The organism is Gracilibacillus sp. YIM 98692 (assembly GCF_010993965.1).
Lineage (GTDB): Bacteria > Bacillota > Bacilli > Bacillales > Amphibacillaceae > Gracilibacillus.
In genome coordinates this window covers 14,692-30,425 of sequence record NZ_WIXM01000008.1, presented here as the reverse complement: position 1 = coordinate 30,425, position 15,734 = coordinate 14,692, and the positions used below count along the sequence as shown (strand labels likewise).

9 protein-coding genes are annotated in these 15,734 nt (G+C 38.3%); 7 read left to right on the top strand and 2 right to left on the bottom strand.

Annotated elements, in window-relative coordinates; all coding sequences use genetic code 11:
* The first annotated feature begins 5 nt into the window (after positions 1–5).
* From GHD00_RS09695 to GHD00_RS09675, 5 genes are all read left to right on the top strand, one after another.
* Positions 6–1,478, top strand: a complete 1,473-nt coding sequence (locus tag GHD00_RS09695) for a sulfatase family protein (RefSeq protein ID WP_163537967.1) — start codon at positions 6–8, stop codon at positions 1,476–1,478.
* Positions 1,479–1,502: 24 nt separating this feature from the next.
* On the top strand, positions 1,503–3,284 hold the full coding sequence (locus GHD00_RS09690; RefSeq protein WP_163537966.1) for a sulfatase: 1,782 nt from the start codon (positions 1,503–1,505) through the stop codon (positions 3,282–3,284).
* A 162-nt stretch (positions 3,285–3,446) separates the two neighbouring features.
* Positions 3,447–5,747 carry a glycoside hydrolase family 3 C-terminal domain-containing protein gene (locus GHD00_RS09685; RefSeq protein WP_163537965.1) on the top strand — a complete coding sequence of 767 codons (2,301 nt, stop codon included), beginning with the start codon at positions 3,447–3,449 and terminating at the stop codon, positions 5,745–5,747.
* 547 nt (positions 5,748–6,294) lie between these two features.
* Entirely contained in the window at positions 6,295–8,520 is a 2,226-nt protein-coding gene (locus GHD00_RS09680) for a glycoside hydrolase family 3 protein (RefSeq protein ID WP_163537964.1), read from the top strand.
* A gap of 105 nt (positions 8,521–8,625) precedes the next feature.
* Complete coding sequence (locus tag GHD00_RS09675) at positions 8,626–9,810, top strand: ROK family transcriptional regulator (protein WP_163537963.1); 1,185 nt, start codon at positions 8,626–8,628, stop codon at positions 9,808–9,810.
* A 709-nt stretch (positions 9,811–10,519) separates the two neighbouring features.
* On the opposite strand, the gene GHD00_RS09670 is transcribed toward GHD00_RS09675, so the two are convergent.
* Together GHD00_RS09670 and GHD00_RS09665 are read right to left on the bottom strand one after the other, a co-directional pair.
* Positions 10,520–11,404, bottom strand: a complete 885-nt coding sequence (locus tag GHD00_RS09670) for a superoxide dismutase (RefSeq protein WP_163537962.1) — start codon at positions 11,402–11,404, stop codon at positions 10,520–10,522.
* A gap of 101 nt (positions 11,405–11,505) precedes the next feature.
* Positions 11,506–12,687 (bottom strand): ROK family transcriptional regulator, encoded by a 1,182-nt coding sequence (locus GHD00_RS09665; protein ID WP_163537961.1) that lies wholly within the window; start codon positions 12,685–12,687, stop codon positions 11,506–11,508.
* A 169-nt stretch (positions 12,688–12,856) separates the two neighbouring features.
* Here GHD00_RS09665 and xylA point away from each other — a divergent pair, with 169 nt between their 5' ends.
* A complete protein-coding gene (gene xylA / locus GHD00_RS09660; protein ID WP_163537960.1) occupies positions 12,857–14,182 on the top strand; it encodes a xylose isomerase in 1,326 nt (441 codons plus the stop codon).
* Positions 14,183–14,203: 21 nt separating this feature from the next.
* Complete coding sequence (xylB, locus tag GHD00_RS09655) at positions 14,204–15,703, top strand: xylulokinase (protein ID WP_163537959.1); 1,500 nt, start codon at positions 14,204–14,206, stop codon at positions 15,701–15,703.
* Positions 15,704–15,734: the final 31 nt, after the last annotated feature.

The window sequence follows — 15,734 nt, the reverse complement described above, 5'->3', positions numbered from 1 at the left end:
TAAATATGGAAAATAAGAAGAAACCAAATATTATTATATTCAATGTTGATCAGTGGCGAGGAGATTTACTAGGTCATATGGGTAACCCCGCTGCCGTTACTCCTCATTTAGACAAAATCGTTGAAACAGATGCTGTTTCTTTCCGAAATGCTTTTTGTCAAAATCCTGTCTGCACACCTAGTCGTTGTTCGTTTATGAGCGGTTGGTATCCCCATGTACGTGGACATCGTACCATGTATCACATGATGCAAAAGGATGAGCCAGTATTACTGAAAACGTTAAAAGAAGCTGGCTATTATGTTTGGTGGGGAGGAAGAAATGATTTAGTACCTGCTGAAAATGGTTTTGATGATTATTGCAATGAAAAATATGAGCCCCGACGAGAAACAAAAAATTATTTTGGTAACGATTTAAGACGTGGCAATCCTGAAGATGACACCTATTATTCTTTTTATGTCGGTGAGATTGAAAAAGAAGAAGGAGAATCTCATTATCATGATCCTGATTGGGAAAATGTAATGGGAGCGATTGATTTTATTAAGAATCCGCCAGCTGATAAACCGATGTGTATGTATTTGCCATTATTATATCCACATGTTCCATTTGGGGTAGAATCACCATGGTATGAAATGATTGACCGTGACAAAATGCCAGAACGAATCAAGGAGCCAGACTCTTGGGATAACAAACCAAGTATGCTTGCCGGATTATATGAAAAAATGAATTTAAGTACATGGAGTGAAAAAAGGTGGGCGGAACTAAGAGCAACTTATTATGCGATGTGTACAAGAGTAGATCATCAATTTGGAATGCTTGTTGAGGCACTAAAAGAACAAGGACTTTATGAGGATACAGCAATCTTTTTCTTTTCTGATCATGGAGAATTCGCAGGAGATTATGGAGTAGTAGAAAAAGCACAGAACGTTTTTCAAGATTGTTTAACGAAGGTACCATTTATTATTAAACCACCTAGTTCCGTAGACATCGAGCCGGGAGTTCGTGATAGTTTAGTAGAGTTAGTCGATTTTACTGCCACCGTTGAGGATCTAACAGAGGTAGAGCCTAATCATTTTCACTTCGGGAAGTCATTAGTACCAATAATGAAAGGGGAAAAACAAAGGCATCGAGATGCTGTGTTTTCAGAAGGCGGCAGGCTGAAAGAAGAAATTCATTGTAATGAAGACGGTCCGATGAATAGAAATCCCTCTGATCTTTATTGGCCAAGAGGAGAAATGCAAAGAAGTCAAGGGCCTGAGCATACCAAAGCAACTATGGTAAGAACAGAAAAATACAAGTATATCCGAAGGTTGGATGAAAAAGACGAACTGTATGATTTAGAAGCAGATCCCGAAGAAACAATCAATTTGATTGATGACGCAAGTTACAAAGAAATAGTGATCAAGCTAAAAGAAAGAATGCTAACATTTTATCAAGAAACATGTGATGTGGTGCCATTAGTTCAAAATAAAAGATTCTAAAATATTAATTGGAGTGGTATTAAGATGAAAGCAATCATGGTCATGTTTGATTCGTTAAATCGTCATATGCTGCCACCGTATGGATGTGATTGGGTTCATGCTCCCAATTTTCAACGGTTAGCTGATAAAACGGTTACCTTTGATAACGCATATGCAGGAAGTTTACCTTGTATGCCAGCACGAAGAGATTTGCATACAGGACGTTATAACTTTTTACATCGCAGCTGGGGGCCCCTTGAGCCATTTGATCATTCGATGCCGGAAATACTAAAAAATAATGGTGTTTATACGCATTTAGTGTCCGACCACCAACATTATTGGGAGGACGGTGGAGCAACCTATCATACTAGATACAGCTCTTGGGAAAGTTTTAGAGGGCAGGAAGGAGATCCGTGGAAAGGGCATGTGAAAGATCCGGACCTACCAGAGACAGAAGTACCAGAAATGAAGGAGTTTCCTTTGTTCCGACAAGATGTCATCAATAGAGAATATTACAAAGAGGAAGAACAGCATCCACAAGCCATGACATTTCAAGCTGGATTAGAGTTTATAGATAAAAATAAGGATGAGGATCAATGGTTTTTGCAATTAGAAACATTTGATCCCCATGAGCCGTTTACATCTTATAAAAAATATAAAGAGTTATATCCTCATGAATATGATGGAAAACAGTTTGATTGGCCACCTTATTATTTTGTAAGAGAAGGTGAGGAAACTGTCGAGCATGGAAAATATGAATATGCTGCATTGTTAAGTATGTGTGATCATTATCTAGGTAAAGTGCTTGATATGATGGATGAAAACGATATGTGGGAAGACACGATGTTAATTGTCAATACAGATCATGGTTATTTGCTAGGTGAGCATGGGTGGTGGTCCAAAGCTATTATGCCTGTTTATCAAGAGATTGCTCATATTCCAATGTTTATGTGGGATCCAAGGTATAAAGAAGAAGGGCAACGCAATGAAGAAATAGTGCAATTAATAGACATTGCTCCCACATTATTAGATTTTTTTGATGTGGAAATTCCAAAAGAAATGACAGGGAGCCCAATCGGAGATCTGTTTAAGGAAGAGAAAAAAAATACTGCAAAAGATGCTGCCTTATTTGGATTTCATGGCGGGCATGTCAACATAGTAGACAAAAATTATGTATATATGAGAGGACCTGTCTTACCACAAAATAAACCTCTATATGAATATACCTTAATGCCAACACATATGCGACAAATGTTTTCTGTAAATGAATTAACGGACATTGAGTTAGAAGATCGCTTTTCTTTTACACGTAGAGCCAAAGTGATGAAAATGGAAGCGGGAAGAGGTTTTGTAAATCCGTTCCAATATGGCTCAAAATTATACGATATTGTGAATGATCCTGGACAACATAACGAAATAGAAGATGCAGAAGTAGAGCAAAAATTGATTAAAAAAATGGCAGAGATCATGAGAAAGCATGAGGCACCAGAGGAACAATATGAGCGATTAGGCATACCAAAAGAGGGTGATATTAGTATCGATGATTTACAAGATCAACATCAACAAATGAAACAAGCAGCAAAAATAGAGGTCTTGGAATCATACTCCTGGACAAAATCTGCGCAAAATAAAGTTCGTGCATTGCTAAACACAACTCCAGAAAAGGAAAGAGCAAACATATTGAAGAAATTGGAACATTTTGTACAAAATTCTTTTAATGAGGAAATAGATGGTGGGCTCATTCATTCTTTTGTTGAGCAAACTTTTGAGAAAAAAGAAAAAGATAAATTATTATATTTCATTAATCTTGCTGGTAGAACTCATTAAGAAATCAATAAAGGAAAGTTGTAGTGATGATAGCTGCAACTTTCCTTAAAAAATAACATAAAAATACTATAAATATTAAAAAAACACCATTAATCTTTTGAATAATACATTAAGATATTATTATAAGTAAACGCTTTATTCAAAAGAAACGGAGGATGAAATATGACAAGAGATATTCGCCAATTAATAGAACAAATGACTTTAGAAGAAAAAGTAGGCATGTGTTCTGGTTTAGATTTTTGGTTTTTAAAAGGTGTAGAACGTCTGGGCATTCCATCGATTATGGTAACAGATGGACCGCATGGTTTGCGTAAACAAGCGGAAGATGCAGACCACTTAGGATTAAGTAATAGTGTACCTGCGACATGCTTTCCTTCTGCTGTAGGTCTTGCAAGTTCTTGGGATCGTAAGTTAATTGAAAAAGTTGGGATCGCATTAGGGGAAGAAGCACAAGCAGAGAATGTAGGAGTTTTACTAGGGCCTGGTGCTAATATTAAGCGTTCTCCGTTATGTGGTAGAAACTTCGAATATTTTTCTGAGGATCCATATCTATCTTCAGAGATGGCAGCTAATCATATTAAAGGTATACAAAGCCAAGGAGTAGGTACATCGCTGAAACACTTTGCAGCAAACAATCAAGAGCACCGTCGTATGTCTACAAATGCTGTAGTAGATGAACGTACGTTGAGAGAAATCTATCTCGCAAGCTTTGAACAGGCAGTGAAAAAGGCAGAACCTTGGACGGTGATGTGTTCGTACAATAAAGTAAATGGAGAGTTTGCAGCAGAAAGTAAAAATTTATTAACAGATATTTTAAGAGATGAATGGGGATTTGAAGGTTTTGTAGTCTCTGATTGGGGAGCTGTTAATGAGCGAGTGGACGGTTTAGAAGCTGGTCTTGAACTTGAAATGCCATCAAGCTATGGCTTAGGAGATAACAAAATTCTAGCAGCAGTAAAATCTGGTAAACTCTCAGAAGTAAAGCTAGATCGTGCAGTACAACGATTATTACGCATCATTTTCATGGCAGTAGATTATCAAAAGGAAGATGCTAGTTATGATAAGAAAGAGCATCACCAACTAGCAAAACAAGTGGCAAGTGAAGGCATGGTTCTTCTGAAAAATGATCGAGATGTGCTTCCACTTTCCGAGGATAACGATATTGCTGTTATCGGTGCCCTTGCTAAAAAGCCGAGATATCAAGGCGGGGGAAGTTCTCACATCAATCCTACTCAGCTTGATGATATTTATGAAGAAATGAAGCGAACTGCTTCGGGTGAATCTAATATTGCTTATGCTCAAGGCTATGACTTAGATAGTGATAAAGTGGATGATCAATTAGTAGAAGAAGCAAAGCGTGCAGCTACTCAATCTGACGCTGCTGTATTATTTATAGGATTACCGGATCGTTACGAGTCAGAAGGATACGATCGTGTTCACTTAGATATTCCAGAAAACCAACGACAATTAATCGAAGAAGTTGCCAAAGTGCAGCCAAACGTAATTGTCGTATTGAGTAATGGTGCACCAATAGAAATGCCTTGGTTAGATAAAGCGAAAGCCGTTCTAGAAGGATATCTTGGGGGCCAAGCACTAGGTGGTGCGATTACAGATATTTTATTCGGCAATGTAAATCCAAGCGGAAAGTTAGCAGAAACCTTCCCAATCAAATTAAGCGATAATCCGTCTTATTTAAATTTCCCAGGAGAAGGAGATACAGTGGAATATAAAGAGGGGATTTTTGTAGGCTATCGTTACTATGATACAAAAGAAGTAGAGCCACTATTTCCATTTGGGTATGGTTTAAGCTATACCACATTTGAATATAGTGATTTATCCATTAGCCAAAAAGACTTACAAGATACAGACACTGTAACTGTAAAAGTAACAGTTAAAAATACTGGAGAAGTTGCTGGAAAAGAAGTCGTACAGTTATATGTGAAAGATGTAGATAGCAGTGTGATCAGACCAGAAAAAGAATTAAAAGGTTTTGAAAAAGTGGCATTACAGCCAGGTGAGGCAAAAGAAGTTTCCTTTACATTAGATAAACGCGCCTTTGCTTACTATAATGTGGAGTTACAAGATTGGCATGTGGAAACAGGAGATTTTGAAATCCTAATCGGAAAGTCTTCACAAGATATAGTCCTAAAAGATTCTATTCATGTTACATCAACTGTTCCCGTACAACAAACGATTCATCGTAATACTACAGTAGGAGATCTTTTAGCCAATCCAGATATTGCTTCTTTAGCGAAAGAATTATTACAAGAAGCAAATAAACATAATCCACTAATGGATGCGGCAGCTGATAGTGAAGAATCTTCGGAAATGATGGAAGCGATGATGAAATATCTCCCGTTACGTGCACTAGCTAACTTCAGCGGGGGCCATTTTACCGAAGAGATGTTACAAGATATGATTGATCAATTAAACGAGGCGCAGAAACAAAAAGTGTTGTCTTAACAGCAAACAAAGTCGCAGTGACAGGCTGCGGCTTTATTTGCATAGATCATCATTTAGTTTAAAATAAAGCTCTTTTCACATTGTTTTGTGTTACCTTGCCAAACTGCGACATAAGCCTTAAAAAAAGCTCTGAATACCGCTCCAGAAATATACTTCGCTTTCCGGGGGCACGGCTTCAGCTTCCTCGGCAGCAAGCTGCCTGCGGGATCTTCAGCTCGCGCTGTTCCCCCAGGAGTCTACGTATATTTCTTCCGCTTGTGAGTAGTAAGAAAAATGTATTTTTTCTCACTAAAAACGAGCACCCATCCAAGCTGCGGAAAAATACGAGACTCCTGTGGGAAAGGAACAGTCTGAAGACCCCTCGGGCGAGCGGTTTTTGCTCGTGAGGAGGCTAAAGCGTTCCCCACGGAAAGCGAGTGGTTTTCCGCAGCGACGATTAAGCACTCATCGTGAAACGAGTTTTCAAAGTTACGTCGTGTGCAGTTAGCCTTATTATAAAAAGCAAAAATCTTTTAGAAACAGCTAAAATAAAAGAGGTGAGTATACCATGATAAAATATAAGAAAAACAAAAATGGTCCTGTTTTAGGTTTTTCGATGGAATCTGGAGTTACGTTAATAGAGCAAGACGGTTTGTATTTTAAAGATTTAAATAAAAGCGGTGACTTAGAGCCATATAAAGATTGGCGTTTGTCTGCTGAAGAGCGAGCAAAGGATTTAGCATCTAAATTATCGATCGAAGAGATTGCTGGTTTGATGCTGTATAGCCGTCATCAATCGATTCCAGCTGCAACAAGGGGACCATTTGTTAGTACATATGATGGCAAAACGTTTGATGAGAGTGACGCTAAGGCTTGGGAGTTATCCGATCAGCAAAAGGAGTTTTTGGTAAAAGATCACCTTAGACACGTGTTAGTCACAACAGTGGAAACTCCTGAAACAGCAGCAAAATGGAACAATCATGTACAAGCATTAGTAGAGGGTATCGGTCATGGGATACCAGCCAACAACAGTTCAGATCCACGACATGGAAGTGACTCTAGTAAAGAGTTTAATGAAGGAGCAGGTGGACATATTTCGATGTGGCCAGAAAGTTTAGGTCTTGCAGCAACCTTCTCTCCAGAAACCGTACAAAAATTTGGCGAAATCGCGGCAAAAGAATATCGAGCGCTAGGATTAACAACGGCTTTATCTCCACAAATTGATATCGCTACAGATCCAAGGTGGTATCGATTTAATGGCACATTTGGGGAAGATCCGCATCTTTCAACAGATCTAGGTAGAGCATATATTGACGGATTTCAGACATCAGAAGCAGAAAAAGAGATTGCAGACGGCTGGGGTTATGACAGTGTTAACGCTATGGTCAAACATTGGCCAGGTGGTGGATCCGGTGAAGGAGGCCGTGATGCCCATTGGGGATTTGGTAAATATGCGGTTTATCCAGGAAACAATTTCGAAGAGCATATGAAACCCTTCACAGAAGGAGCCTTTCAGCTAAAAGGAAAAACAAAAGAAGCTTCAGCTGTCATGCCGTATTATACGATTTCTTATGATCAGGATCAACAAAACCATGAAAATGTAGGTAACTCCTACAATAAGCACTTAATTCATGATTTACTGCAAAATACTTATGCTTATGAAGGGGTTGTGTGCACGGATTGGCTTATTACAGGTGATGAGCCAGAGACTGTTGACCTTTTTGCAGGTAAACCTTGGGGAGTCGAGGATTTAACGGTGGCCGAACGTCATTATAAGCTGCTCATGGCTGGTGTCGATCAATTTGGAGGAAATAACGAAATGGAACCAGTGTTAGAAGCATATAAAATGGGAGTTCAAGAACATGGAGAAGCATTCATGCGTCAACGAATGGAGCGCTCTGCTGTAAAGTTATTAAAAAATATTTTCCGTACAGGGCTTTTTGAAAATCCATATTTAGATGCAGCAGAAAGTGCGCGAACTGTTGGAACTCCAACATATATGAAGGAAGGATTTCAGGCACAATTACAATCGATTGTCATGTTGAAAAATAAAAATGATGTGCTTCCATTAGCGAAAGGCTTAACGGTTTATATTCCTAAACGTTATTTCCCAGAGCAAATCGATTGGTTCGGCAATAAAGTTCCAGATAAAACGGAGCATTCCATTAATGTAGATCTCGTTCAACAGTATTTTCATGTAACAGATAACCCCGAAGAAGCAGATTTTGCGCTGGTTTGTGTAGAAGGACCTGATTCGGGAAGCGGTTATAGTAAAGAAGATCGTGAAACTGGCGGATCTGGATATATGCCAATTAGTTTACAATACCATGATTACACAGCAACAACTGCCCGAAAGGAAAGTCTGGCAGGGGATAATCGTGAAGTATTAAACCGTTCTTATAAAGGAAACACAGTCCAAACCAAGAACAAATCAGATTTAGATTTAATATTACAAACCAAAAAGAAAATGAAGGATAAACCAGTAATCGTCTCTATGTTACTCTCTAATCCAGCAGTGGTATCGGAGTTTGAGAATGAAATAGATGGATTATTTGTTCAATTTGGTGTTCAAGATCAAGCACTATTGGACACGATTACAGGAGAATCGGAACCATCTGGATTGTTACCTATGCAAATGCCAAAAGATATGGAAACGGTAGAAAAACAATATGAAGATATGCCACATGATATGGCATGTCATATCGATACAGAAGGAAATAAATATGACTTTGCCTATGGACTTAATTGGCAAGGTGTCATAGAGGATGAGAGAACGAAAAGGTATAAAAAATAGGTAATCTCATCAGTTTATGAACTATTTAAATTCTCTTTCCTTTATCACTAATGTTTAACCACGTGTTATAATAAATAGAAATATTAGGAATAGGGAGAGAACATTGTGTTTCGGCAATTTTTGCAGCAGACATCCAATAAATATATTGGAATGAAACAAATTTATCACTATATTCATCAAGATGGTCCCATTACAAAATCAAAATTAAAAGAGCTTACTGGCATGACCCAAACAACAGTTACTCGACATCTCGAAGCCTTAATAGAAGAAGGTTTTATTCGGGTTGGACAATATGAAGAATCTTCCGGTGGCAGACCTCCTGCATTATATGAGGTAGAACCAAAGACAGGATTTATAATAGGGATTGATATTTCACGAATTAGATCGACGATTACGTTAATGGATTTGACTTTCCAGCAAGTAGATAGTTATTCGTTCTCCATGACAGAGACACATACTCCTGATAAGACCATTACATTATTAAAAGAGAAAGCGCAACATTTTATGAAAAAGTATCATATATCTCAACAAGACCTTCTTGGAATCGGAGTTGGTACGGTTGGTCCGTTAGATAGAGAAAAGGGTTTAATCCTTAGACCAGAAGCCTTTATTGCTTCAGGTTGGAAAAATGTTCCGATTGTTGAAGAGCTGGAAAAGACCTTTGATACCAAGGTGGTATTGGAAAATGGGGCAAATGTAGCGACATTGCATGAATATATAAAAGACCCCGTTCAGAACCAAACGATTCTTTATAGTATTAGTGGTCGCGGTTTACGTTGCGGTGTTCTTACAGACGGACATATTATGCAAAATAAAACAGGGGATGCCAGTTCTTTTGGAGATATGATATTGGATATACATAATGGTAAATCCCTAACTTCTCTTATTTCTTATGATTTTTTATTAGAAGAAATGGGGAAAAGGATGACAGATAACAACAGTATATCCTTTTTGGAGGATTGGGATCAACTGGATAAAATGAATCAATTGGATCGTTTTTTTCAAGCTTTGCAAAAAGGGGATCCAGTTCTGCAAGATATTGTGCTTCAATCTGCCTACAGTTATGGGGTTGGTTTAGCCAATATGATTAACGTATTGCACCCGGAGCAAGTCGTATTAAATAGTGAGCTAATCAAAAGGTATCCTGATTATTTTGAAAAAGTCGTCCAGACTGCTAAACAGTTTATAAACTCAACAGAGCGTCAACTGATCCATTTTAAAAAAGCAAACCGAATGGAAAATTCCATTACCATAGGCGCTGCCGCCTTAATTTTTCAGTCTTACTTTTGATATGAGGAATCAATAAGTATGGTAAGATTAGTTTGACATACACAGATCAGCAACTGGAATATTCAATACTCCTGTCGGATAGCAAATATATGCCAGTTGCGTTGCTAGAGAGTTTATCTGTTAACTTTTTTAAATGTTGGTTTATTACACACTAGAACAAAACTGCGACGTAAGCCTTAAAAAAGGTCTGAATACCGCTCCAGAAATATACTTCGCTTTCCGGGGGCACGGCTTCAGCTTCCTCGGCAGCAAGCTGCCTGCGGGATCTTCAGCTCGCGCTGTTCCCCCAGGAGTCTACGTATATTTCTTCCGCTTGTAAGCAGTAAGAAAATGTATTTTTTCTCACTAAAAACGAGCACCCATCCAAGCTGCGGAAAAATACGAGACTCCTGTGGGAAAGGAACAGTCTGAAGACCCCTCGGGCGAGCGGTTTTTGCTCGTGAGGAGGCTGAAGCGTTCCCCACGGCAAAGAAGACACTGCGAAAGCGACCGAAGGAAGCTTGAGTAGATGTCGCACTTGTGCCCTAGGGTGAAAGAGAGTGTTTTTCCGCAGCGTCGGTTAAGCACTCATCATAAAGTGAGTGGGATGAACACTTTTTAAAGTTACTACGCAGTTTAAAGCTATTTTGTAATGAGGTTTAATTTAAATAGTCTTATGAAATAAAAATCAACTTATGACCCAATTATTTGTAATGTTGATCACTTTTATTTAATAAAGCTCCCACTTCACTTTTTTAGCTTCTTTTAGTCGTTTGTTGACATTATTCCAGTTGACTACATTCCACCAGTTTTTAATATAGGTGGCTTTATCGTTTTTGTACTGCAAATAATAAGCATGCTCCCATACATCTAGTACTAATAAAGGAATGGTATCAGGCAATTGAAACAATTGATGTTTTTCAAAAGATTGTACGGCTAATCTTCCACTTCTAGGCTCCCACAACAAAACAGCCCAGCCATTACCCTCAACAGAATTTGCTGTATCCGAAAATAACTCCTTGAATTTTTGCCAAGAACCAAAATCTTTTTCGATTTGATGTAATAGTTCACCTGACGGCTTTTTCTTTGAGTTTGGTGTCATATTATCCCAAAAAATGGTATGCAAAAAATGCCCTGATCCATGAAAGGCTTGCTCTCTTAACCAGTGTTTAATTGGGTTTTTGGATTTTTTACTTGTATACAATGCTTTTTCCGCTTCATTTAATCCGTCTACATAAGATTGATGATGTTCATCATGATGCAGACGCATAATCGTTTCACTTATATATGGTTCCAATGCGTCATACGCATAAGGCAGGGGCGGCAGCTTATGTTTGCCGTATGGAACACTATTCTCCTTTTGTTGTCTGCTGTCGTAATATTGAATTTCGTTTAAAATATGTTCTCCTTCTGCTCTTACATTTTGTACTTCCATGTCTTCTGTTTCTAGATAATCCGTACTTAACAGGTCTTGGATCTTTTGCTGCCATACCTCTAATTGGTGGATCCATTCGTTTTGTTCGTATTCTGGCATGTCATGATCACGAATAATGTTTTTAACGTCATCTCCCCATGCAATCAAACTTTCCAAATATTGTTTGTTATGAATATCCATATCTATCACCTCGATGTATAACATATGCCCAACATTAGCAACAGGTGTATAAAGAAAAAGCTAGCATAGGGAGTTTTCCACTATACTAGCTTTCTGTTTTTTTAGTTCACTTCTAACTGGATATTATGTACACTTGTTTGAAAAAACTTCTCGACATTAAAAGCAGCTATTCCCATGACAGTTGAATGTTCTTTTAATTTAGCTGCATTAAACTGTACATCATCTTTATTAAAGCCGATCGTATTTTTTTCTATTCGTTTTTCAATGGCAGGGAGGATATAGGCAGACGCTGCAATGATGGAATTACCGATCACGACTTGTTCGGGATTAAAAATATGAATAATATTGGTAATTCCTACGCCAATATAATCGCCGAGATCCTCGAATAAAGAAATAACCTGTTCATTACCGTTATCAGCTTCAGACACTAATTCCTTAATCGATTGATGTTCCAATCCTAATTGAGCTGCTTTATCTAAAAGGACTTGCTCAGAAGCATATAATTCCCAGCATCCTTGGTTACCACAACGACAGTGTTTACCATCTTTCTCGATCGTCATATGACCTAGCTCTCCGGAAAATCCTCGTAATCCTTTATACAGCTTTCCGTCCAATATTAGACCAACACCAATCCCAATGCTGATACTAGCATATACTAACTCATTGGATTTTTGCCCAACACCGAAGACTTTTTCCCCATATGCCCCAGCATTTGCTTCATTTTCCACGGTAATAGGTACTTGATACTTCTCGAATAACATTTGCTGTAGAGCTACTTTTTTCCAGCCAAGGTTTGGCGCTAATAAAATTTCCCCATCATTTGTTACCACACCTGGTACACCGATACCAATACCTACTATTCCATATTCAGAGTCAGGAGCTTTATCATGTAATTCATCAATGAGAGAATAAAGAATCATTAAAACTCCTTCTAATGACGGGTCATCAAAATGTACTCTTTTCTCTTGTTTAATATTTCCTTTGAGATCTGTTAAAACACCTAAAACGCTTTTGACACCTAGATCAATAGAAATAGTAAAACCAGCTGATTCATTTAAGAACAACATAACTGGCCGTCTTCCGCCACTAGATTTTCCTGTGCCTGACTCATGGATTAATTTTTCATCTATTAATTCACTCACAAGTGAGGATACTGTTCCCTTATTTAAGCCAGTGACTTGTGCAATACTTGCTCTTGAAATAGGGTAATGCTCCTTAATGGTTTCTAGTACTAGTGCTTTGTTTTCTTTTTTGACAACGTGTTGATTCCATGTTTGACTCACGTAATTCACTCACTCTCTCTATTTGTATACGGATTCAGTTAACCATAGTTTATCATAAGAACAAAAATAATTCTATATTCTTTGTTTATTCGGTAGACAAACTTAGTGAGAGTTGCTATAATGATAACGGATTCAATAATTTAGAGAACAGGCATGGAGGTATAAACAAATGACATGGTTTGAAAACGTTGACAAAATTAAATTTGAAGGACCTAAATCAAATAATCCACTGGCATTTAAATTCTATAATCCAGAAGAAAAAATAAACGGAAAAACAATGGAAGAATTTTTACGATTTGGTGTGGCTTATTGGCATACATTCACAGAAGACTTATCCGATCCATTTGGAGTAGGAACAGCGATTCGTAACTGGGATAAGTACGACGGCATGGATCGTGCGAAAGCAAGAGTAGAAGCTGCATTCGAATTTTTTGAAAAAATCGGTGCGAAATACTTTTGTTTCCATGATGTAGATATTGCGCCAGAAGGGGATTCTTTAAGAGAAACCTATCAAAACTTAGATACGATCGTGGACATGATCAAGAATTATAAAAAAGATAGTGATGTAAAATTACTATGGAACACAGCGAATAACTTTACGAATCCTCGCTTCGTTCACGGTGCAGCTTCCTCTAGTAATGCAGATGCTTTTGCTTATGCTGCAGCAAAAGTGAAAAAGCAATTAGAAATTGGTAAAGAACTAGGCGGTGAGAATTATGTATTCTGGGGCGGTCGTGAAGGTTATGAAACACTGCTAAACACGGATTTAAAATTAGAACAAGATAACCTTGGCCGTTTCTTCCATATGGCAGTAGATTATGCAAAAGAAATTGGTTTCGATGCACAATTCTTAATCGAACCGAAACCAAAAGAGCCAACGACTCATCAATATGACTTTGACGCACAGTCTACCCATGCATTCTTACTAAAATATGGTTTAGAAGATCATTTTAAATTAAACATTGAAGCAAACCACGCTACATTAGCTGGACATACATTTGAACATGAATTACGTTATGCACGTGTAAATGGCATTTTAGGCTCTGTGGATGCTAACCAAGGAGATCCATTACTAGGATGGGATACAGATGAATTCCCTGCAGATATCTATTCTACTACTCTAGCAATGTATGAAATTATTAAAAATGGCGGTTTAGGATCTGGTGGTTTAAACTTTGATGCTAAAGTACGCCGCGGTTCATTTGAACAAAATGATTTATTCCACGCACATATTGCCGGAATGGACCATTTTGCAGTAGGCTATAAAGTAGCAAGTCAGTTAGCAGAAGACCAAGTATTTGAAAAAATCATCGATGACCGCTATGCAAGCTTTAAAGAAGGTATTGGAAAAGATATCGTGGAAGGTAAGGCAGACTTTAAATCACTAGAACAACATGCACTAAACTTAGGGGAAGTAGAAAACAAATCAGGCCGCCTAGAACTGATTAAAGCAACGATCAATCAGTACCTGTTAAACGCGTATGCAGGAAAATAAGACAAAAAGCGAGGGGATGCTATGAGTTATGTAATCGGTGTCGACCTTGGCACAAGTGCTGTCAAGCTATTGCTAGTTAATAAATCCGGCGAGGTAGTCGAAGAAATTTCAAAGGACTACCCACTGATCCAAGAAAAAACAGGTTATTCCGAACAAAGACCAGAAGACTGGGTTGAACAAACAATAGCCGGACTAAAAGATCTAGTAGATCAATTTGACGGATCTGTCTCCGAAATTGAGGGCATGAGTTTTTCCGGACAAATGCACGGACTCGTTCTGCTTGACGAAAACAACGAAGTCCTGCGCAATGCCATACTCTGGAACGATACCCGTACAACCAAGCAATGCCAAACGATTTATGAAAAAATTGGCAAAGAAAAGTTTATTGAGATAACCAAAAACCTAGCGTTAGAAGGTTTTACCTTACCTAAAATTTTATGGGTAAAAGAAAATGAACCAGAGCTTTTTGCCAAGGCAAAGACCTTCGTTTTACCAAAAGACTATTTACGTTATCGTTTAACAGAAGCGTTGCATATGGAATATTCTGATGCAGCCGGTACTAGTTTGTTAGACATTCATGCGAAGGAGTGGAGTAACGAGATTTGTGACTTATTGGACTTAGATGTGTCAATATGTCCTCCACTAGTAAACTCTCATGATAATGTTGGCAAGATAACAGAACGTGTAGCAGAGGCAACTGGTTTATCTGCTAATACAGATGTATTTGCGGGTGGAGCTGATAATGCTTGTGGTGCGATTGGTTCTGGTATATTATCTGAAGGGAAAACGTTTGCTAGTATTGGAACATCTGGTGTTGTGCTTTCTTATGAGTCAACAGGAGATAAAGATTATAAAGGGAAAGTGCACTATTTTAACCATGGGGAAGAGGATGCCTATTATGCTATGGGGGTTACCTTATCAGCTGGGTACAGCTTGTCATGGTTTAAGGATACCTTTGCCAAAGATCAAGATTTTCAGGAGTTATTAGAAGGAGTCGGAGATGTTCCGGTCGGTTCCAATGGACTGCTATTTACTCCATATCTTGTGGGGGAAAGAACTCCGCATGCTGATTCCCAAATACGTGGAAGCTTTATCGGAATGGACAGCTCACATACCATAAAGGAATTTGCACGTGCTGTATTAGAAGGGATTACGTTCTCTCTTCATGAATCCATTGCTATTTTCAGGGAAAATGGCAAAAACATTGATACCGTGTATTCGATCGGTGGAGGTGCTAAAAATGCGGATTGGCTGCAAATCCAAGCAGATATTTTTAATGCGACGATTGTAAAATTAAAGAGTGAACAGGGACCTGGTATGGGGGCTGCTATGCTAGCTGCATATGGATCTGGGTGGTACGCTTCGTTAAAAGAAGGGGCGGATACAATTTTAGAAGACGCAGAAACATATGAGCCTATCCCAGAAAATGTAGAGAAATACCAAAACTTATTTCGACTTTATCAGGAAGTCTATCATCAAACAGAATCGATTAATCAAGGATTGATGGCATTTAGAAACTAGTTGAGTTAGAAATCAAATTAGTACAATGAAG

Bases quoted from the DNA above. Each gene is read 5' to 3' on its own strand.
- xylB (WP_163537959.1), top strand. From the start codon at position 14,204: ATGAGTTATGTAATCGGTGTCGACCTTGGCACAAGTGCTGTCAAGCTA.
- GHD00_RS09690 (WP_163537966.1), top strand. From the start codon at position 1,503: ATGAAAGCAATCATGGTCATGTTTGATTCGTTAAATCGTCATATGCTG.
- GHD00_RS09695 (WP_163537967.1), top strand. From the start codon at position 6: ATGGAAAATAAGAAGAAACCAAATATTATTATATTCAATGTTGATCAG.
- GHD00_RS09680 (WP_163537964.1), top strand. From the start codon at position 6,295: ATGATAAAATATAAGAAAAACAAAAATGGTCCTGTTTTAGGTTTTTCG.
- xylA (WP_163537960.1), top strand. From the start codon at position 12,857: ATGACATGGTTTGAAAACGTTGACAAAATTAAATTTGAAGGACCTAAA.
- GHD00_RS09670 (WP_163537962.1), bottom strand. From the start codon at position 11,404: ATGGATATTCATAACAAACAATATTTGGAAAGTTTGATTGCATGGGGA.
- GHD00_RS09685 (WP_163537965.1), top strand. From the start codon at position 3,447: ATGACAAGAGATATTCGCCAATTAATAGAACAAATGACTTTAGAAGAA.